We start from the raw sequence: 20,098 nt of genomic DNA, 5'->3' as shown, positions 1-20,098 counted from the left end.
TCGTGGCTCACTCGTGGCCCTCGCGCAGCCAGCGCGCGGCCCGTGCCGCCCGCGCCCGCAGGTCGTCCAGGTCATCGCCGAGCACGGTGACATGCCCGATCTTGCGGCCGGGTCGCACCTGCTTGCCGTACAGGTGCACCTTGGCACCCGGCTCGGCCGCGAAGAGGTGGTGCAACCGCTCGTCGATCGACATCCCGCCCGGCTCACCGCCGAGCACGTTCGCCGACACCACGACCGGGGCGGTCAACGCGGTGTCACCCATCGGGTAGTCCAGCACGGCCCGCAGGTGCTGCTCGAACTGTGAGGTCCGGGCACCCTCGATGGTCCAGTGCCCGGAGTTGTGCGGACGCATCGCCAACTCGTTGACCACGATCGCCGGGCGACCGGCGTCGTCGCGCACCTCGAACAGCTCCACGGCCAGCAGACCGACCACACCGAGCGCGGTGGCCAGGTCAATGGCGAGCTGCTGGGCGGAGACCGCCAGCTCCTCGTCCAGGCCGGGCGCCGGGGCCAGCACCTCCACGTTGATGCCGTCGCGCTGCACCGTTTCCACCACCGGGTACGCGGCCACCTGACCGAACGGCGAGCGGGCCACCTGCACGGCCAGCTCCCGTCGCAGCGGCACCCGCTCCTCCACGATCAGCCGGGTGCCGCCAGCGAGCAGGGTGGTTGCCAGCTCGGTGGCCTGAGCGGCGTCGTCGACCATCCAGACGCCCCGACCGTCGTACCCGCCCCGAGCCGCCTTCAGCACCACCGGCCAGCCGACCTGCTCGCCGAAGCCGACGAGGTCGGCGGGCTCCCCGACCGGCCGCCAGGCCGGGTTGGGCGCGCCCAGCTCGGTCAGGCGTTCCCGCATGACCTGCTTGTCCTGGGCGTGCAGCAGCGCGTCCGCCGGCGGGTAGAGAGGCACCCCTTCCGCAGCCAGCGTGCGGATGTGCTCGGAGGGCACATGCTCGTGGTCGAAGGTGACGACGTCGCAACCCTTGGCGAAGGTACGCAGGGCGGCCAGGTCGGTGTGATCGCCGTACTGGACGTCGGCGGCGACCAGCGCCGCACCGTCGTCAGGGGCGGTCGCGAGCACACGCAGTGACTGGCCGAGGGCGATCGCGGCCTGGTGGGTCATCCGGGCCAACTGGCCGCCACCCACCATGCCGACAACTGGCAGACCGGTACGGGAATCCATAGCGCGGCCAGCCTATCCGGGCCGCCGACGCGCCCACCCGGAGGGCCGGCGATCCACCTGCGCGGGCGCGGGAGGACCACCGGGCGGGCGGTACGGGCGACTACCGGGCGTGGCCGTGCGGATCAGCCCAGCTCGGCGATCAGCTCCTCCACGGAGGTGACCGGCCGTTGGCAGACGAAACCCCGGCAGACGTACGCGGCGGACCGCCCTTCGACCAACGGGCGATCGGCGAGCAGCGGCACACCCGGCTGGTCCGGCCGCCCGGCGACGACCACCGCTCCGGGTGGGGCGTGCCGGCGGGCGGCGGTCACCAGCGGGTCGCCGGCCGGGTCGTCGGTGACCACGGCGATCTCGTACGGCCCGGAGAGCAACGCCTCGCCGACCGTGGCCGCGTACCCGGTGAACCGGGGGTGCTGCCCGACGATCGGCGCGACAGTGCCGAGGGCCGCTTCGGCTGCCTCCCGGTAACGCGTCTCCCCGGTCAGCGCCGAGTACGCCACCAGCCCGGCGATCAACGCCGACCGCCCCGACGGGGTGGCGTTGTCGGTCGGGTCGGCCGGGCGGGCAACGAGCCGTTCCGCGTCGTCGGCGGTGTCGTAGAAGGCCCCACCGGGGGCGGCGAAGCGCGCCAGGGCGGTGTCCAGCAGCTCGCCGGCCACGGTGAGCCAGCGGCCCTCGCCGGTGAGCTGGTGCAGGGCGCAGAATGCCTCGGCCACACAGCCGTAGTCCTCCAGGACACCGGCCGGCTCGCCGACCTTGCCGTCCCGGGAGACCCGGCGCAGCCGGCCGTCCACCAGGTGCACGGTGGCCAGATGCTCGGCGGCCTGGCGCATCGCCCCGTCGGCCACGATGGTGATGCCGTCCATCAGGTTGGCGTCCGCGTCCTGCGGAGACACGTGCCCGGCGGCGACCTGCTGGAACTCGGCGAGAGCGGTGATCGCCAGGCCGTTCCAGGCGGCTACCACCTTGTCGTCGAGGGCCGGCTGCGGGCGGGTGTCCCGGGCGGCGAGCAGTTGTCCGACCACCTGCTGCCAGCGGGCGCGGACCTCGGGCGCGGCGTCGTCCACGTCCCGGGCGAGCCGCAGCACGCTCATGCCCTTTTCAAAGGTGCCGTCGGCGGTCACCGTGAACAGGTCGGCGGCGAACCGGCCGTCCTCCTCGCCCAACGCCTCGACGAGTTGCGCGGGCGTCCAGGCGTAGGTGAGCCCTTCGACACCCTCGGTGTCGGCGTCCAGCGCGGACGCGAACCCCTGCCCCGGCCGGTGCATCTCGTCGGCGAGGAACCGGGCGGTGTCCCGGGCCACCCGGCGGGCCAGCGGGTCGCCGGTGAGTCGCCACAGCTGGGTGTAGACCCGCAGCAGCAGCGCGTTGTCGTAGAGCATCTTCTCGAAGTGCGGCACCGTCCAGTGCGCGTCCACCGAGTACCGGGCGAAACCGCCGGCCAACTGGTCGTAGATGCCGCCCCGGGCCATCGCCTCGGCAGTGTGCCGGGTGATCTCCAGGCTGGTCGGATCGCCGGTGCGCTGGTGGTGGCGCAGCAGGAAGAGCAGATTCATGTGCGGCGGGAACTTCGGGGCCCCGCCGAACCCGCCGTTCGTGGCGTCGTACTCGCTGGCCAGCTTGGCGGCCGCGGCGTCGAGCAGCGGGGCGTCCAGCGGGGCGGTGGGGCCGCCCACGGCCTGCGCGCCACCGATCGCCTCGACCACGGCGGCGCCCTGGCCCAGCACCGCCTCGCGCTGCTCCCGCCAGGCGGTGGCGACCGACTGGAGCAACTGGATGAAGTTGGGTCGCGGGAAGTAGGTGCCGCAGAAGAACGGGGTGCCGTCCGGGGTGGCGAAGACGGTCATCGGCCAACCGCCCTGACCGGTCATCGCCTGGGTCGCGGTCATGTAGACCGCGTCCACGTCCGGGCGCTCCTCCCGGTCCACCTTGATCGACACGAAGTTGTCGTTCATCAGGGCGCCGACCTGCGCGTCCTCGAACGACTCGTGCGCCATCACGTGGCACCAGTGGCACGCCGCATAACCCACCGAGATGAGCACCGGGACGTCCCGCCGCTTCGCCTCGGCGAACGCCTCGTCCGACCACTCCCACCAGTCGACCGGGTTGTCGGCGTGCTGGAGCAGGTACGGGCTGGTGGCGTCGACGAGTCGGTTCACCTGACGACCATAGCCAGCCCCGGCGTGGACCGCGCGGCCTCCACCCGGACGTCCCACCCGAGACCGGTCGGTCAGGCCGTGCCGGTCGGTCAGGCCGTGCCGGTCGGTCAGGATGCGCCGTCGGCGCGGAGCCGGAACACGTTCGACTCCGCCGAGTCGCGCAGCGACCCGAGCACCGCGCCGATCTTGTCCGCCGGCATCGGCTTGAAGAAGTGGTAGCCCTGCGCGGAGGTGCAACCCAGCTCGGCCAGGGCCATCCGCTGCTCGGCGGTCTCTACCCCTTCGGCGACCACCCGTAGCCCCAGCTCGTGGGCGAGGCCCACGGTCGTCCGGACGATCGCGGCGGCCTCCGGCGAGTCGGCCATCCGGATGACGAAGGAGCGGTCCACCTTCAGCTCGTCCACGGCGATCCGGGTGAGGAACGTCAACGACGAGAAGCCGGTGCCGAAGTCGTCGACAGCGAGTTGCACGCCCATCGACCGCAGCGTCGCCAACACCTCGTCGATGACCTCCAGCTCGCTCATCACCACCGTCTCGGTGATCTCCAGGACGAGCCGGTGCGGCGGCACCTGGTGCCGGCGCAACGCGTCGGCGATCTCCACCGGCAACCGGGGGTCCAGCAGGCTGCGCGCCGACAGGTTGACCGAGATCGGGACGTCCAACCCCTCCCGGGCCCAACCGGCGGCCACGCTGAGCGCCTTGTTCAGCACGTAGCGGGTGAAGGTGCCGAGCTGCTCGCTGTTCTCCACCGGCCGGATGAAGTCGGCCGGGTTCAGCCACCCCCGCCGGGGATGCTGCCACCGGATCAGCGCCTCCACGCCGGTGGGCGCACCAGTGGCCAGGTCGACCGCCGGTTGCAGTGCCAGCACCAGCTGATCGTCGACGGTCAACGCCTCACGTAGCTCGGCCAGCAGGGCGAGCTGGTCGGTGCTGGCCGCGTCGCGCGCGCCGTCGTACGCGGCGACGTTGCCACCGCCCTCCTTGGCCTGGTACATCGCGATGTCGGCCCGACGCAGCAGCTCGGTCAGGTCAGCGGTGCCGGCGGCGGCCACCACCACACCGACCGAGACCTCGATGGACATCCGTACGCCGGCCACCTCGGTCGGCGCGGCCAGCCGCTCGGCGATCTCGCGGGCCTGGCGCAGCGCGTGGGCCATCGGGGCGGCCCGGTCGCCGAGCACCGGCACCGCCGTGAGCAGGAGGGCGAACTCGTCACCGCCGAGTCGACCGAGCAGGTCCCCGGTGCGGACCAGCGCGTTGAGTCGGTTCGCGGTCAGCCGCAGCAGTTGGTCGCCCGCCGCGTGACCGAGGGTGTCGTTGACTTCCTTGAACTGGTTGATGTCCAGCAGCAGCAGCGCCACCGGGTGGTCGTGGCTGAGCTGTCGCAGCGACTGGTCGCCCCTGCTCAGCAGCGCCGCCCGGTTGGCGAGCCCGGTGAGCGGGTCGTGCACCGCGTCGTACGACGAACGGGCGGTCACCAGCCGCAGCTCGTGGTGGGTGGCGGCGTCGTGCAGCGCGGCGGCGAGCGCGTCGCCGAACGCGGCCACCGCGTCGCGTTCCCGGGCGGTGGGCGGGGCCGAGCGGGGGAACCGCACCCGCAGCCGACCGACCGGCGCGGCGCCGACCGACAGCGCCCGGCTCAGCTCATGCTCGTCCGGTTCGGACTGTTCCGGTGGGCCGGTCTCGCGGTCGACCAGTTGACCGCCGGCGTCGCCCCGGTAGCGGTGCCACCGGCCGTCGGGCCGGGCCACGTCGACGTCCACCAGTTCGGCGTTGAACAGCGTCAGCGCTCCGGTGACCGCCGCGCTGGCCACCCCCCGCTCGTCGAGCTGGTTGAGAGCCGCGGTGGCCTCGGCGAAGGCCCGCCAGGTGCGGCGCTCCTGATCCGAGCGCAGCCGGTAACGGTAGGTCTGCTGCAGCAGCCACAGCAGCGGCGGCAACAACAGCAACCAGCGCGGGTCGAGCTCCAGCAGCGCGACCACCACGAGGCCGACCGCCACGTTGCCGACGAACATCAGCAGCTTGCCGCGCAGCGCGGCGAGCAGCGGCGGCCCGATGGGCAGCCCGTGCCGCAGACCCACCGTCACGCCGCCGAGCCAGGCGGTCACCAGGAGGTACGTCACCGAACCGGCGATCACGGCCAGCGCCAGCATCGGGGTGGGCGCAGAGAGCAGCGGCCGCCCGAGTGCGGTGGTCACGGACACCGCCAGTGCCGACGCGGCGGCGAGCGACGCGGCGATCCGGACGATCTCCAGGGCCGGACGGCGGTCGTTGTGCAGGGACAGGATCGTCCAGGCCAGCCCGGTACCGAGCAGCGTGGCGGCCGGGAGCCAGCCGGCGGGGGTCAGGTAGAGACAGACGATCAGGGCGGCCTCGCCCCAGGTGATGCTGACCATGCCCGCTGGCGAGCGGAACCGCAGCCGGGCGAACTGGGCGAGGGCCAGGACGGCGACGGCGATGCCGAAGCGGGCCGGACCGCCGAGGGGGTCGTCGGCCGGCAGCCGGACCGGGAGGGTCAACCCGACCACTGCTGCGGCCAGGGCGGTCAACGTGACGGCGGCGGTGAGCACGAGCAACCGGCCCGGTGTGCCACGCACCCCGAGCCGATCGAACGGGTCGTCGGCCGGACCGGAGGTCATCGACCTCCCCCGTCAGCCGACCGACCGACGTCGCGGCGGGCGGCCGGTGCTGTGCTGGTCATCGGCGCCCCCTCCCGCACACGGCTCGGAGACTTTTGGTCCCCCCGGCGGAAGGCTAAGCCAAACCGGGTGGTCGCAACAGGGGGCGACCACCCGGTTCGGCGTGATTCATGCGCCGGCTACCCGTTCAGGTGCTGCTGGTGCCCGTTGGGAGCGGGCGTGGATGAATCCCGCCCGCCGGTCCCGTCTGTCGGATCGACGACTGACGCATCGGCCCTGGTCGGGTCGGCCGCCCCGGACTGCTGGGGGAAACGGTCCGGCAGACGGCGCAGCCGAGAGTTCATGTTGCGGATCAGCAGGACGGTCGCGGTCGCCAGCAGCAGGATGAGGAACAGGCCCATCGGCCCGGCCAGACCACCCGTGCGGGTGTCCCCGAAGTTGTTCTCCGCGAGCACCTGGGCAGCGGTCAGCATGGCGTTCCTCCGAAGTGCGGTTGGTAACCAGGGTAGCCCTGCCGGGAATCAGCGCGCGTGCGCCGTCTCCCGCACCCCCGCGAAGAGGTCGGACTCGGGCAGCGGGCTGTCGACCATCGAGCGGGCCAACTCGTAATCCTCGGTCGGCCAGGCGCGTTGCTGCAACTCCATCGGCACGTGGAACCAGAAGCCGTCCGGGTCGACCTGGGTCGCGTGGGCGCGCAGCGCGTCATCGCGGACCGGGAAGTAGTCGGCGCACTCCACCCGGGTGGTGATCCGGGGGCCCTTGTCGGGGCGATCCTCCCACCGCTTGAGCCACTCTTCGTAGGGCGACTCCAGCCCGGCGGCCAGCATGCCCTCGTGCAGGGCCATGATCTTGCCCTTGGAGAAGCCGATGTCGTAGTAGAGCTTCAGCGGCTGCCAGGGCGCGCCCAGCTCCGGGTAGCGCTCCGGGTCACCGGCGGCCTCGAAGGCGGCCACGCTCACCTTGTGACACATGATGTGGTCCGGGTGCGGGTAGCCACCCTCCTCGTCGTAGGTGGTCACGACGTGCGGACGGAACTCGCGCATCAGCCGCACCAACGGCCCGGCGGCGACCTCGACGTCCTGAAGGGCGAAACAGCCCTCGGGCAGCGGCGGCAACGGGTCGCCTTCGGGCAGGCCCGAGTCGACGAAGCCCAGCCAGGCCTGGTCGACGCCGAGGATCGCCCGCGCGGCGTCCATCTCGGCCCGCCGGATCTCACCGATGTTGGCCCACACGTCGGGCCGGTCGAGCTTGGGGTTGAGCACGCTCCCGCGCTCGCCGCCCGTGCACGTCACGACCAGGACGTCCACCCCCTGAGCGACATACTTCGCCGTCGTCGCCGCGCCCTTGCTCGACTCGTCGTCCGGGTGCGCGTGCACGGCCATGAGACGCAGTTGCTCTGCCAACTTCGGCGCTCCTCGTCTGTGCCGGACGGTGGACCCGACCGGGCTCAACCGGCTGACCTGCCGGGATCTTCTCGCCACACCCTGTCGCCGGCCGGTAGCGCCAGGCATGACCTGCCATTCCTGCCGCTGGACCGGGTGGGAGGATGGGGCTCTGTCATTCTTGCCGATGCCGCCGACAACAACGCCAGGAGATACCCGCCGGTGACCGAGACGCACGCCACAATTTCACCAGCTGCGCCGGAATTCCCGGCCGGGCGCTACGGCCGTCGTCGGGCACCGGGTGGCAAGCGCCGCCGTACGCTGCTGGCCGCGCTGGCGCTGCTGGCGCTGGTGGCGACGCTGACCGTGATCTCGTTCCGGCTCTACCGCCAGTACGGCGACCCGGTCTACGACGCCCAGGTGATCACGTACACCGACATCACGGACAAGCAGGTGCTCGTCCACTTCCGGGTGACCGTCCCGCCGGGCGGCTCCGCGGTCTGCGTGCTGCGGGCCCGGGACCGTGCCGGTGCCGAGGTGGCCCGCGAACAGGTCACCGTGACCGCCGCCCCCGGGGATCGGCACGTCACGACCCGGCACCGCCTGACCACCACCGCGCGGCCGTTCATCGGCGAGGTCCTGCGCTGCCAGTCACCGTCCTGAGCTGCCCGAACAGCACCGGAAACGGCCTCGATCGAGCGCCTACCGCGGGTGTCGGATCCGGACACCGGCGGTGATGGCCGACACCCTGTGTCGTACCGCACTGGTAACTTGGTAGTTCACCTGTCAGCCAGCCACGCACAACTGAGGAGAACGCCTGTGTCCACTGGCAACGAGGCGCCCGCCACCTGGCTGTCCCAGGACGCGTACGACCGCCTCCAGGCCGAGCTCGACGAGCACATCGCCAACCGTCCGGCGATCGCAGCCGAGATCAACGCTCGGCGCGAGGAGGGCGACCTGCGGGAGAACGGCGGCTACCACGCCGCCCGCGAGGAGCAGGGCAAGGCCGAGGGTCGCATCCGCTACCTGCAGGAGCTGCTGCGCACCGCGAAGGTCGGCGAGGCCCCGTCCGCCGACGCGGTGTCGCCGGGCATGGTGGTGACGATCTACTTCGACGACGACACCAACGACACCGAGACGTTCCTGCTCGGTTCCCGGGAGATCGCGGCCACGACCGACCTGACCGTCTACAGCCCCGAGTCCGCGCTGGGCAAGGCGATCCTGGGCGGGCGAGCCGGGCAGACCTGCACCTACACGGCGCCCAGCGGCGCCGACATCAAGGTGACGGTGGTCAGCTTCGAGCCGTTCTCCGGCTGACCCGTCGCCGACAGCGGCCGGCCGGGGTGACCGACGCCGGCACCGAGACAGCGCGTATCCGAGGCGTGGCACCCTGCCGGTGTCACGCCTCGGCCGCGAAGACCACCTGGTAGCCGCTGGCCCGCAAGGCGCTGATCAGCGTGTCCGAGTGTTCGACGCCCCGGGTCTCCACCGACAGCGCCACCTCCACCTCGCCGAGGCTGAGGTGCGGGTTGGCCCGCTGATGTTCCACGTCGACCACGTTGGCCCGGTGCTCGGCGATCTGGCTGAGCAACGACGCGAGCTGCCCCGGCCGATCCGAACAGCGGACGGTCACCCGCAGGTAGCGACCCGCCGCCGCCAACCCGTGCTCGATCACCCGCAGCATCAGCAACGGGTCGATGTTGCCGCCGGAGAGCACGGCGACCACCGGCGTCTCGACCTCGACCACGCCGGCCAGCAGCGCGGCGACCCCGACCGCCCCAGCCGGCTCGACCACCTGCTTGCCGCGTTCCAGCAACATCAGCAGGGCCCGGGAGATGTCCTCCTCGGAGACCGTGACGATCTCGTCGACCAGCTTGCGCACGTGGTTGAAGGTGATCTGGCCGGGCCGGCCGACCGCGATGCCGTCGGCGATGGTGGCGAAGGCGGGCAGCCGGACCGGTTCCCCGGCCACCAGTGAGGGCGGGAACGCCGCCGCGCCGGCCGCCTGCACACCGATGATCCGGACGTCCGGTCGCAGTGCCTTGACGGCCACCGCCATGCCCGAGATCAGGCCGCCGCCACCCACCCCGGTGATGATCGTCTTCACGTCCGGGCACTGTTCGAGGATCTCCAGCGCCACCGTGCCCTGCCCGGCGATCACGTCGGGGTGGTCGAACGGGTGGATCAGCACCGCGCCGGTGCGCTCGGCGTACGTGTGCGCGGCCACAAGCGACTCGTCGACGGTGTTCCCGGCCAGCTCGACCTGCGCGCCATACCCCTTGGTGGCGGCCACCTTCGGCAGCGGCGCGTTGACCGGCATGAAGACGGTGGCGTGCGTGCCGACCAGGCCGGCGGCGAGGGCCACACCCTGCGCGTGGTTGCCCGCGCTCGCCGCGACCACGCCGCGCTCCCGCTCCGCCGCCGACAACCGCGAGATCCGCACGTACGCGCCCCGGACCTTGTACGAGCCGGCGCGCTGCACGTTCTCGCACTTGAGCCAGGTCGGCCCGCCCAGGGCCGCGCTGAGCGGGCGGGAGGGCTCCAGCGGGGTGGTGCGGGTGACCCCGGCGAGCAACTCCCGTGCGGCCCGCACGTCGTCGAGACCGACCAGTTCCGTCATGCCCCGATCGTGCCACCCGCGCTCCCCGACCAACCCAGGGGCCAAGCCAACCGAGGCCCGGCCCAACCAAGGCCCGGCCCAACCAGGCCCGGCCCAACCAAGGCCCGGCCCAACCAGGCCCGGCCCAGCCGGGGCACGGCCCAGCCGGGGCACGGCCCAGCCGGGGCACGGCCCAGCCGGGGCACGGGCCAGCCGGGGCACGGGCCAACCGGGGCACGGCCGACCGGACCGGGTTGATCCACTCGGGGTCCTGAAAAACGCGGTATCCGGGCCGCCCGGACAACGCGACTTCATGAATCCCGAGTGGATCACGAAGGTGGTGCGGCCCTCGGCACCTCCGCAGCGGACTGAGCCGCCGCAGCGGGTTGACCCGCCCCAGCGGCGGGCCAGGTTTGGGCCGGCCAGACCGGGCCGGTCGGCCACTGCGGAGTGGCGCCGGCGATCCGGGCCTCCTGGGCAGCGGAGATCCGTCGGATCAACAGGATCAGCGTCACCGCCGCGATCACACAGCCCAGCGCGGGCAGCGCGCTGCGAAGCAGGGAGTCCTGGTACATGTCGGCGTACGCCTGGTAGCCGGCGTCGTCGAACGGGATCTCCGGCAGCTTCTCGTACGCCCGGTCGTCGGCGCGGCTGGCGAGCCGCTCACCGACGCTGAACACCAGCCAGGAGCACCACCAGACGGCCACGATCGCTGGCGTGGCCCGCCGCCAGAGGCTGTCCCGGGCCACTGCCGCCACGACCCGGGCCGGCACCACGAAGTTCGCGAAGGGCACCAGCCAGCCGGCGATCGCCCAGCCGGGCCCGAAGGCCGGCTCGGCGCCGGGGAAGGCGTCGGTGTTCTTGCGGGCCCGCCAGGTCCAGATGATCACCAGTACGGCGGCGGTGAGGTGTACCACCGTCATGATCAGCGCTATCACCGCGACGATGATCGCCGCGAGGCGCAGCAGGTCCGGGTTCTCGCTGGCCATGGCCCGCCGGGCCATGGCCATGCCGATCAGCGAGGACAGCACCACCGCCAGGTAGAGCACGGCGGTCGCGCCGACGGCGACGATCGCCGCCAGGCCGATCCCGCGTACCCGGTAGGTCGGCAGCCCTGGCGTGACGGCGGGCTGGCCGAGCGGCGTGAAGCACCGCGGGCAGTACTGGTTGTCGGGGGACATGGCGTCCCCGCAGGTCTGGCAGCGCATTGGTGTCCCCCGGTCCACGCGACGATGCGCGCACACCGTAGACGATCATGCGGAGGTCGGCGACCCCGTTCCGACCCGGGGGTAGCCGGGTGCGTGGCGTGTCCAGGGGGCGGTCATCTCGAACTGGCCGGCCACACCGAGCAGCAGCAGTTCCGAGCCGGGCGGACCGACCAGCTGCACGGCGACCGGCAGGCCGTCCGGGCGGCGGCCGACCGGCACGACGACCGCCGGCAGGCCGGCGATGTTCCAGGGCGCGGCGTACGGGGCGTACCGGATGTTGGCCGCCATGTTGGCCCGCCAGGACCGCTCCGACCAGCGGGCCGCCTCCGGTGGCGCGCTGGCCAGCGCCGGGGTGAGCAGCAGGTCGACCGAGTGGTCGGTGAAGAAGTCGACCGACCGTTGCCGCCAGGCGGCCCGGTCCGCCTCCCGCACGTAGCCGCGGCGCTGCGCCCACTCGCCCAGCGCGACGTGCCGCCGGGTACGCCGTTGCAGCCCGCGCCGGTCCAGGCCGGACGCCCGGACGTCGGTGGCGGCCGCGGCCAGCCAGGTGGCGATGCCCTGAAGGCCGAGCGCGGTGGGGTAGACCGGATCCGCCGGCACCGTGTCGTGCCCGGCGGCGGCGAGGAGCCGACCGGCGGCGGCGACCGCGTCCCGGTTCGGCGCGTCCGGCGCGACACCGCGCACCGGGGAACGCAACGAGACGCCCACCCGCAGCCGCTGCGGTGGGACGAGCTTCTCGGGACGCCGGCCGGCGAGCACCGAGAAGCCGACCGCCGCGTCGGCGACCGTGCTGGTCAGCATGCCGTGCTCGGTGAGACCGAACCAGTCGTCGGCACCGAGCTGGCAGGGGACCACGCCGCGACCGGGCTTGAGCCCGACCAGCCCGCAGCAGGCCGCGGGAATCCGGATCGAGCCGAGACCGTCGTTGGCGTGCGCGATCGGCACCAGCCCGGCGGCGACAGCGGCGGCCGAACCACCCGAGGACCCACCAGGGGTACGCGTGCTGTCCCACGGGTTACGGGTCACCGCGCTGTCGTCGTCGGTGAGTGCCCACAGCCCCAGCTCCGGCATCCGGGTCACGCCGAGGATCACCGCGCCGGCACCGCGCAGCCGACGTACCACCTCGTGGTCGGCCTCCGCGACGTCGGTGCGGGCGGCGGCCGACCCGTTCCAGGTGGGCAGGCCGGCGACCGGGGTGTTCTCCTTGACCGCCACCGGAACCCCGGCCAGCGGCAGGTTCGCCAGGTCCTCCTGCTCGTCGACCTTCTCCGCCTCGGTGATCGCCTCACCGCCGCGAACGGCGCGGAACGCGGCCAGCTCACGGTCGGCCCGGGAGATGTACTCGATGTGGTCGGCGACGACCTGGGTCGCCGAGACGTCACCTCGGCGTACACCCCGGGCGATCTGCTTGGCGGTCGCTCCGACCCAGGTCGCCATGATGTCCTGCACGGCCATCCTTCCCCAGCGGTCAGCCCAGCGCCTGCTCCAGATCGGCGAGTAGGTCGTCGACCGTCTCGATGCCGACAGACAGTCGCACGAGATCGCCGGGAACTTCAAGCGGCGAGCCGGCAGCACTTGCGTGTGTCATCCGGCCCGGGTGCTCGATCAGGGATTCCACGCCGCCCAACGATTCGGCGAGCACGAAGAGCTTGGCCCGGTTGCAGATATCCACGGCGTGCTCCTCACCACCGGCGGCGCGGAACGAGATCATGCCGCCGAACCGGCGCATCTGCTTGACGGCCACCTCGTGACCGGGGTGCGAGGGCAGCCCCGGATAGATCACCTGGGCGACCTTGGCGTGCCCGTCGAGGTACGCGGCGAGCCGCTCGGCGTTGTCGCAGTGCCGGTCCATGCGTACCCCGAGGGTCTTGATGCCCCGCAGGGTGAGCCAGGCGTCGAACGGGCCGTTGATCGCGCCCATCGCGTTCTGGTGGTAACGCAGTTCCTCACCGAGACCGGCGTCGGCGACGACCAGCGCGCCACCGACCACGTCGGAGTGCCCACCGATGTACTTGGTGGTGGAGTGCACCACCACGTCCGCGCCGAAGGCGATCGGCTGCTGGAGGTACGGCGAGGCGAAGGTGTTGTCCACCACCAGGAGGGCGCCAGCGTCGTGTGCCACGGCGGCCAGGGCGGCGATGTCGGCGATGCCGAGCAGCGGGTTGGTCGGCGTCTCCACCCAGACGATCTTCGTGCGGCCGGGCTGGACGGCCGCCCGGATCGCGGCCGGGTCGGAGACCTTGGCCGGGGTGAACTCCAGGCCCCAGCGCTGGGCGACCCGGGCGAAGAGCCGGTACGTGCCGCCGTACGCGTCGTCCGGGATCACCACGTGGTCACCGGGCTGGCACACGGCCCGCAGCAGGGTGTCCTCCGCGGCCAGGCCACTGGCGAAGGCCAGCCCCACCGGCCCGCCCTCCAGCGCCGCCAGGCACTCCTGGAGCGCGTCCCGGGTCGGGTTGCCGGAGCGGCTGTACTCGTAGCCGAGACGGGGTGCGCCGACGGCGTCCTGGGCGTACGTGCTGGTCTGGTAGATCGGTGGGATCACCGCACCGGTGCGGGCCTCAGGGTCCTGGCCGGCGTGGATGGCGAGCGTCTCGAAGCCGTGACTCATTCTGGTGAGGCTAGTGCCCCGTCGGAGAGGGCTGGAACGGAACCCGCGCTCCCGGGCGGAGGACGGACCGTCTGGGCCGGCCTCCGCCCACGGATCGACGGACCTGCCGGTCAGGTGGCCGGGACCGGCAGGACGTGCAGGGTGGCCTGGTTGGCGCCGGTCCAGTCGTAGGCGACCGCGTAGAGGCGTGCGCCGTTCGGCGACCAGGCCAGCGCGCCGGGGCTGAGTTCGTCGCCGAGCTCGAAGCGGGCCAGTTCGGTGCCGTCCGGGGTGAAGACGAAGACGTCCGGGTCGTAGCTGGCGTCCGCGCCGCCGGCGATCCGGGTGCCGTCGCGGGAGACCTCGACGGCGTTCGGGTACGCGCCGGTGCGGTACGTGGCGGACGGGGTACTGATGTCGGCGAAGGGGAACGCCTGCACCTCGTAGGGCGCCCCGGCGGCGGTGTAGAGGGTGGTGCCGGTCGGGTCGAGGGCGATGTCCCGCAGGTTGTCGCCCAGCGCCGACCAGGCGTTCGTCCGCAGGGTGGTCAACGTGCCCGCGGCGCCGATGCCGTACGCGTACGCCGACGCCGGGCTCAACCCCGGCTGCCCGGCGAGCAGCACCGACCGGTTCTGGCCGGCCGCCGCGAGCAGCGGAAAGTCGTGGAAGTCCTGCTCGGCGACGTGGGTGCTCAGCCGGGCCGGCTGGCGGCCGAGGTCGATCTGGCCGATGTTGCCGCCCCACTGGTCGCAGCCGTAGCCGAACCACAGGTACCGGCCGGTCAACGCCAGCGACGACGGGCATTCGCCCGCGCCGGTGTCGTACCGGGCCGACTCGATCAGCGAGCCGGTGTCGAAGGCGGCGATGGCGTTGGCGCTGGGCAGCGCCACGTAGAGCGTCCGCCGGTCGGCGCTGAGTAGCAGGTCGGTGGGGCCGGGCAGGCCCGACAGGGTGCCGACCACAGCGCCTGTCGCGCTGGTCACCACGACGTCGGTCGACGAGCGGCCACCGCTGACGAAGACGCGGTCACCGGCCGACACCACGTCGCCCACCGTCTTCAACGGCAGTGGCGTCACGGTCGGTGCCACGGCCGCCTGGGAGTGGCCCGGGACCGCGCCGACGAGCAGCCCGGCGGTCAGCGCCGCGAACGCCAGGGTGAAGCCTCTTCTGATCTGCAAGGGTTCGTCCTTTCGGAGCATCGACGCGTACGCCGATGGCCGCGGTCGTCAGGGCGCAGCGGGGAGTCGGATCGTCGGTGTGACGGCATCCGCCGGGCGGCGGGCCACCGCGACCGACCGGCCGGGCGACACCGCCGCCGCAGCACGTCATCCCCGCGCTGATCCATTCATATGAATGAATAGCACAGTCGGTGCGGGTGCGGGGGTACCGGGTCCCGGCCGGCCGCCGGCATAGCCTGGCCCGATGAGCGGTTGCGTGTTCTGCGGGATCGTGACGGGCGAGGTGCCGGCGTTCCGGGTTGCCGACACCCCCGACGGGGTGGCGTTCCTGGACACCCGGCCGGTGTTCAAGGGGCACGTGCTGGTGGTGCCCCGGACGCACCTGGTGACCCTCGCCGAGTTGCCGGCCGACCTGCTGCCCGGCTACTTCACCCTGGTCCAGCGGCTGGCGGTGGCGGTGGAGACCGCCCTGGGCGCCGGTGGGACGTTCGTGGCGATGAACAACAAAGTGTCCCAATCGGTGCCCCACCTGCACACCCACGTGGTCCCGCGAACCAAGGGCGACAGGTTGCGGGGCTTCTTCTGGCCGCGCACCCGGTACGACGACGACACCGAGGCCCGGAGCTACGCGGACCGGATCGCGGCGGCGTTCCCGGCCGGGGCCTGAGTCATCGTCACGCGGGTAAGGAAGCAGGACCCTCTGGCGTTGCACGCTGCGAGTGGTACGAGAGGAGATCCCCACCGTGTTTCTGCGCCGCATGAAGGCCGAAATGGTGACGCCCGACCAGGCCCTGCCGGGCCGCCCGATCGCCATGCCGGTCGCTGACCGCCACGAGGTGCTGGGCACCCCGTTGAAGGGCCCGTTTCCGGAGGGCCTTCAGGTAGCGGTCTTCGGCATGGGTTGCTTCTGGGGCGCCGAGCGGCTGTTCTGGACGCTGCCCGGTGTCTACACCACCTCCGCCGGTTACGCGGGTGGCATCACCAAGAACCCGACGTACGAGGAGACCTGCTCCGGCCGGACCGGGCACGCCGAGGTCGTCCAGGTCGTGTACGACCCCAGCAAGATCAACTATGAGGATCTGCTGAAGGTCTTCTGGGAGAACCACGACCCGACCCAGGGCATGCGCCAGGGCAACGACGTCGGCACCCAGTACCGCTCGGCGATCTACACGACCACCGACCAGCAGCGGGCCACCGCCGAGTCGTCCCGGGACGCGTTCCAGCCGATCGTGACGCGCGCCGGCAAGGGTGAGATCACCACCGAGATCGCCCCGCTCGGCAGCTACTACTTCGCCGAGGACTACCACCAGCAGTACCTGGCGCCGACCAAGAACCCGAACGGGTACTGCAACCACGGCCCGAACGGGCTGAGCTGCCCGGTCGGCGTGGCCCGGGTCGGCGGCTGACCGTCGCGGGCATTCCCGTTCGGCCCTGTGATCGAAATCCGTTGCCGAGCCCGAAGGGAACTCGATAACGTGGCCGTACACGTGAAAGGAGGTGGTCCAGACTTGTATAGCAATCGGACTCGTGAGGTGGCTGTCAGCTAGCCGCTGTCCTCGACAGTGATCGGCCCGTCGCGAGGCGGGCAACAGCACCATCGTCGAGACCGTGTGGCAGCGGTGCGGCGAATTCCAGGCAGCCACCCGACCCCCGGGGCGCCGGCCCAGTCCAGCCGGCCCGTGCGACAGCGCGGAGCGCCCCGGGGGTCGCTCCATATCCGCAGGAGTGGCCATGTCCATGCGCGAGTTGGTGGTCCTGGGGACGGCCAGCCAGGCACCGACCCGTCAGCGCAACCACAACGGGTACGTGCTGCGCTGGGACGACGAGGTGATCCTCTTCGACCCGGGCGAGGGCAGTCAGCGCCAACTCCTGCACACCACGGTCACCGCCACCGACCTGACCCGGATCTGCGTCACCCACTTCCACGGCGACCACTGCCTCGGCCTGCCCGGCACCATCCAACGGCTCTCCCTGGACCGGGTGGCGCACCCGGTAGCCGTGCACTTTCCGGCCGGCGGCGCCGAATACTTCGCCCGGCTGCGGCACGCCACCTCCTTCTACGAGACCGCCGAGCTGCGGGTCGAGCCCATTGAGGCCGACGGGCAGCGGATCGCCCTGCGCTGCGGCACGCTGGAGGCCCGCCGGCTCCGGCACCCCATCGAGACGTACGGCTACCGGCTGGTCGAGCCGGACGGGCACCGGATGCTGCCGGAGAAACTGGCCGCGTACGGCATCGTCGGTCCGGCCGTCGGCGAGCTGATCCGCGTCGGGCACCTCGACCTCGACGGACGCCGCGTCACCCGGGCCGAGGTGAGCGTGCCCCGACCGGGGCAGCGGTTCGCGTTCGTGATGGACACCGGCCTCTGCGACGGGGTCTACGCCCTCGCCGAGCACGCCGACCTGCTGGTCATCGAGTCGACGTTCCTGGAGTCGGAGGCCGCGTTGGCCGCCGAGGTCGGCCACCTGACCGCGGCGCAGGCCGCCCGGGTGGCGACCGAGTCCGGGGTACGCCGACTCGTGCTCACCCATTTCTCCCAGCGCTACAGCGACCCGCGCCGGTTCCACGACGAGGCGCGCGCGCACTTCGACGGTGAGCTGATCGTCGCCGAGGATCTGACCACGGTGCAGCTTCCGCCGCGCCGGGTAGCCTCGGCCGGGTGACGATCACGCTCCGCTCCGCGACCGAAGGCGACCTGATGGCGGTGGGGGCCCTGCACCAACGCTCCCGGGTCGCCGCGTACTCCGCGTTCCTGCCGGCCGAGGCGCTGGCCGAGCCGACACCGGAGGCGATGGGTCGGTACTGGGTCGAGCGGTGGCTGTGGGAGCGGGACACCCACCGGATGACGGTGGCCGAGCGGGCCGGGGCGTTGGTCGGGTTCAGCCACCTGGGCCCGGACGACGAGGACGACCCGACCACCGGGCTGCTCAACGCGATCCACCTCGACCCGGCCGAGCAGGGCCGCGGCGTGGGTCGCACCCTGATGGTGGACGCGCTGGACGCCATGCGGGCGCGGGGCTGGCGGCGTGCCGTGCTGTGGGTGCTCCGGGAGAACGCCCACGCCCGAGCCTTCTACGAGCGCGGCGGCTGGACCCCGACCGGCGCGGAGCGCGTCGAGCACATCGGCCTTGCCCCCACCCTCCAACTGCGCTACGGCCGCCCTCTCTGAGCAGTCCTCGCCCGCACCTTTGCTCTGCTTATCAATAAGCACCAGCGGTGACCGTGACCGTGGGTGGTGCGTATGCGTATGCAGAGCAAAGGGCGCGACAGGGTGGCCCGGTGCCCCGCCCGCAGGCGGGGCACCGGGACGGGACTCAGTGGGCGCCGAGGTGGGCTAGGAGGTCTTGGCGGGTCAGGACACCCTTGGGCTTGCCGTCGACCAGGACCAACGCAGCGTCGGACTTCTCCAGCATGCCGACCGCCTCGCTCACCGGCTGACCCCCACCGATCATCGGCAGCGGGTCGCCCATGTGCCGCTCGATGGTGTCGTGCAGGTGAGCCTGACCGGTGAACAGCGCGTCGAGCAGGTCCCGCTCGGCGATCGAGCCGGCGACCTCACCGGTCACCACGGGCGGCTCGGCCTTGAGCACCGGCAGCTGCGAGACGCCGTACTCGCGCATGTAGTCGATCGCGTCGCGGACCGTCTCGGTCGGGTGCACGTGCACCAGCTCAGGCAGCCCGCCCGGCTTACTGGCCAGCGCGTCGGCCACCGTCGGCTCGGCGCCGGAGTTGTCGAGGAAGCCGTACCGGGCCATCCACGAGTCGTTGAAGATCTTGGAGAGGTAGCCTCGGCCGCCGTCCGGCAGCAGGACCACCACCACGTCGTCCGGGCCGGCCTTGCGGGCGACCTCCAGGGCGGCGACCACCGCCATCCCGCAGGAACCGCCGACGAGCAGCCCTTCCTCGCGGGCCAGTCGCCGGGTCATCTCGAACGACGCCTTGTCGGAGACCTCCACGATCTCGTCGGCGACACCCCGGTCGTACGTCTCCGGCCAGAAGTCCTCGCCGACGCCCTCCACCAGGTACGGCCGGCCGGTGCCGCCCGAGTAGACCGAGCCCTCCGGGTCGGCCCCGATGACACGCACCCGACCCTCGGAGGCCTCCTTCAGGTAGCGGCCGATGCCGGAGATGGTGCCTCCGGTGCCGACGCCGGCCACGAAGTGGGTCAGCCCGCCGTCGGTCTGCTTCCACAGCTCCGGGCCGGTCGTCTCGTAGTGCGACCGCGGGTTGGCCGGGTTGCTGTACTGGTTGGGCTTCCAGGCGCCGGGGATCTCCCGGGTCAGCCGGTCGGAGACGTTGTAGTACGAGCGCGGGTCCTCCGGCGCGACGGCGGTCGGGCAGACCACCACCTCGGCGCCGTACGCCCGGAGCACGTCCTGCTTGTCCTGGCTGACCTTGTCGGGGCAGACGAACACACACCGGTAGCCCTTGAGCTGGGCCACCAGGGCCAGCCCGACACCGGTGTTGCCGCTGGTCGGCTCGACGATGGTGCCGCCGGGCTTGAGCAGACCGGCAGCCTCGGCGTCCTCCACCATGCGCAGCGCGATCCGGTCCTTCACCGAACCGCCCGGGTTGACGTACTCCACCTTGGCCAGCACGGTGGCCTGGATGCCCTCGGTGACGTTACGCAGACGCACCAGCGGGGTGTTTCCGATCATGTCGACGACGTTGTCGTAGTACTGCACGGTGTGCCCTTCGTTGCGGCGCCGACGGTGGCGACCGGGAAGACGTTTCCTCGTCGCCCAGCGTACGTGTCGTCAGGGCACCAACCCCCCGGGGATGACTGAGCTGCGACGGGCCTCCCACTCCAGGAAGCGATCGGTTTCGGCGAGCACGCTGCCGGCCAGCCAGGTGACCATGACCGCGTCGTCGGCCAGCCCGAAGATCGCCAACGGGATCTCCGGGAGCAGGTCGATCGGGGAGACGATGTACGCCGTCGCCGCGGTCATCAGGGCCAGCCGAAGGCCACCGTCGTACTCCCCCTTGGCGGTGGCTCGGATCATCCGGGGCAACGCGGCCAACCGGGTGCCGATCGACGGCCCGTTGCGCGCCCCCGCCGCCAGGGCCCGCGCCAGGGCCGTGAACGCCGCGCTGCGCTTCAGTGTCTTACCCATCGTCGCGCTCCTCTCCGCCGGATCAGCGTGGCGGGTCGGCGCAAGTCG

18 protein-coding genes are annotated in these 20,098 nt (G+C 72.1%); 6 read left to right on the top strand and 12 right to left on the bottom strand.

The window, feature by feature from the left end; genetic code table 11:
* Window positions 1–7: 7 nt before the first annotated feature.
* The 5 genes from QSK15_RS05435 to mca form a co-directional block, all read right to left on the bottom strand.
* Window positions 8–1,183 (bottom strand): 5-(carboxyamino)imidazole ribonucleotide synthase, encoded by a 1,176-nt coding sequence (locus QSK15_RS05435; RefSeq protein ID WP_285793161.1) that lies wholly within the window; start codon window positions 1,181–1,183, stop codon window positions 8–10.
* 122 nt (window positions 1,184–1,305) lie between these two features.
* Window positions 1,306–3,342, bottom strand: coding sequence for a thioredoxin domain-containing protein (locus QSK15_RS05430; protein ID WP_285793160.1), 2,037 nt, complete (start codon window positions 3,340–3,342; stop codon window positions 1,306–1,308).
* A gap of 107 nt (window positions 3,343–3,449) precedes the next feature.
* On the bottom strand, window positions 3,450–5,981 hold the full coding sequence (locus tag QSK15_RS05425; protein WP_285793159.1) for a putative bifunctional diguanylate cyclase/phosphodiesterase: 2,532 nt from the start codon (window positions 5,979–5,981) through the stop codon (window positions 3,450–3,452).
* A gap of 179 nt (window positions 5,982–6,160) precedes the next feature.
* Window positions 6,161–6,454, bottom strand: coding sequence for a hypothetical protein (locus QSK15_RS05420; RefSeq protein WP_285793158.1), 294 nt, complete (start codon window positions 6,452–6,454; stop codon window positions 6,161–6,163).
* 48 nt (window positions 6,455–6,502) lie between these two features.
* Window positions 6,503–7,384 (bottom strand): mycothiol conjugate amidase Mca, encoded by an 882-nt coding sequence (gene mca / locus QSK15_RS05415; RefSeq protein WP_030337950.1) that lies wholly within the window; start codon window positions 7,382–7,384, stop codon window positions 6,503–6,505.
* 201 nt (window positions 7,385–7,585) lie between these two features.
* Between mca and QSK15_RS05410 the strand changes: the two genes are divergently transcribed.
* Window positions 7,586–8,026 carry a DUF4307 domain-containing protein gene (locus QSK15_RS05410; RefSeq protein WP_285793157.1) on the top strand — a complete coding sequence of 147 codons (441 nt, stop codon included), beginning with the start codon at window positions 7,586–7,588 and terminating at the stop codon, window positions 8,024–8,026.
* Between the two features lie 156 nt (window positions 8,027–8,182).
* Window positions 8,183–8,680 carry a transcription elongation factor GreA gene (greA, locus tag QSK15_RS05405; protein WP_030337948.1) on the top strand — a complete coding sequence of 166 codons (498 nt, stop codon included), beginning with the start codon at window positions 8,183–8,185 and terminating at the stop codon, window positions 8,678–8,680.
* Between the two features lie 82 nt (window positions 8,681–8,762).
* Here the strand turns inward: greA and ilvA are convergent, their stop codons facing one another.
* The 5 genes from ilvA to QSK15_RS05380 form a co-directional block, all read right to left on the bottom strand.
* Window positions 8,763–9,983 (bottom strand): threonine ammonia-lyase, encoded by a 1,221-nt coding sequence (gene ilvA, locus QSK15_RS05400; protein WP_285793156.1) that lies wholly within the window; start codon window positions 9,981–9,983, stop codon window positions 8,763–8,765.
* A gap of 308 nt (window positions 9,984–10,291) precedes the next feature.
* Window positions 10,292–11,143, bottom strand: a complete 852-nt coding sequence (locus QSK15_RS05395; RefSeq protein WP_285793155.1) for a DUF4328 domain-containing protein — start codon at window positions 11,141–11,143, stop codon at window positions 10,292–10,294.
* 72 nt (window positions 11,144–11,215) lie between these two features.
* Window positions 11,216–12,625 (bottom strand): amidase, encoded by a 1,410-nt coding sequence (locus QSK15_RS05390; RefSeq protein WP_285793154.1) that lies wholly within the window; start codon window positions 12,623–12,625, stop codon window positions 11,216–11,218.
* A gap of 13 nt (window positions 12,626–12,638) precedes the next feature.
* Window positions 12,639–13,781, bottom strand: a complete 1,143-nt coding sequence (locus QSK15_RS05385) for a cystathionine gamma-synthase (protein WP_285793153.1) — start codon at window positions 13,779–13,781, stop codon at window positions 12,639–12,641.
* Window positions 13,782–13,891: 110 nt separating this feature from the next.
* A complete protein-coding gene (locus tag QSK15_RS05380) occupies window positions 13,892–14,938 on the bottom strand; it encodes a YncE family protein (RefSeq protein ID WP_285793152.1) in 1,047 nt (348 codons plus the stop codon).
* A gap of 244 nt (window positions 14,939–15,182) precedes the next feature.
* Here QSK15_RS05380 and QSK15_RS05375 point away from each other — a divergent pair, with 244 nt between their 5' ends.
* From QSK15_RS05375 to QSK15_RS05360, 4 genes are all read left to right on the top strand, one after another.
* Window positions 15,183–15,605 (top strand): HIT family protein, encoded by a 423-nt coding sequence (locus QSK15_RS05375; RefSeq protein WP_285793151.1) that lies wholly within the window; start codon window positions 15,183–15,185, stop codon window positions 15,603–15,605.
* A 76-nt stretch (window positions 15,606–15,681) separates the two neighbouring features.
* On the top strand, window positions 15,682–16,344 hold the full coding sequence (gene msrA / locus QSK15_RS05370; RefSeq protein ID WP_285793150.1) for a peptide-methionine (S)-S-oxide reductase MsrA: 663 nt from the start codon (window positions 15,682–15,684) through the stop codon (window positions 16,342–16,344).
* A gap of 325 nt (window positions 16,345–16,669) precedes the next feature.
* Window positions 16,670–17,599, top strand: coding sequence for a ribonuclease Z (locus QSK15_RS05365; protein ID WP_285793149.1), 930 nt, complete (start codon window positions 16,670–16,672; stop codon window positions 17,597–17,599).
* A complete protein-coding gene (locus tag QSK15_RS05360) occupies window positions 17,596–18,105 on the top strand; it encodes a GNAT family N-acetyltransferase (protein WP_285793148.1) in 510 nt (169 codons plus the stop codon). The genes QSK15_RS05365 and QSK15_RS05360 overlap by 4 nt, the downstream gene beginning before the upstream one ends.
* Before the next feature lie 145 nt (window positions 18,106–18,250).
* On the opposite strand, the gene QSK15_RS05355 is transcribed toward QSK15_RS05360, so the two are convergent.
* Window positions 18,251–19,621: a cystathionine beta-synthase gene (locus QSK15_RS05355; RefSeq protein ID WP_285793147.1), complete on the bottom strand. Its 1,371-nt coding sequence runs from the start codon at window positions 19,619–19,621 to the stop codon at window positions 18,251–18,253.
* A gap of 72 nt (window positions 19,622–19,693) precedes the next feature.
* Complete coding sequence (locus QSK15_RS05350) at window positions 19,694–20,050, bottom strand: YkvA family protein (protein WP_030328742.1); 357 nt, start codon at window positions 20,048–20,050, stop codon at window positions 19,694–19,696.
* Between the last annotated feature and the right edge of the window lie 48 nt (window positions 20,051–20,098).

Source organism: Micromonospora sp. NBRC 107095 (genome assembly GCF_030269705.1).
GTDB lineage: Bacteria > Actinomycetota > Actinomycetes > Mycobacteriales > Micromonosporaceae > Micromonospora > Micromonospora parva.
This window is presented reverse-complemented; position numbering and strand designations above follow the sequence as displayed.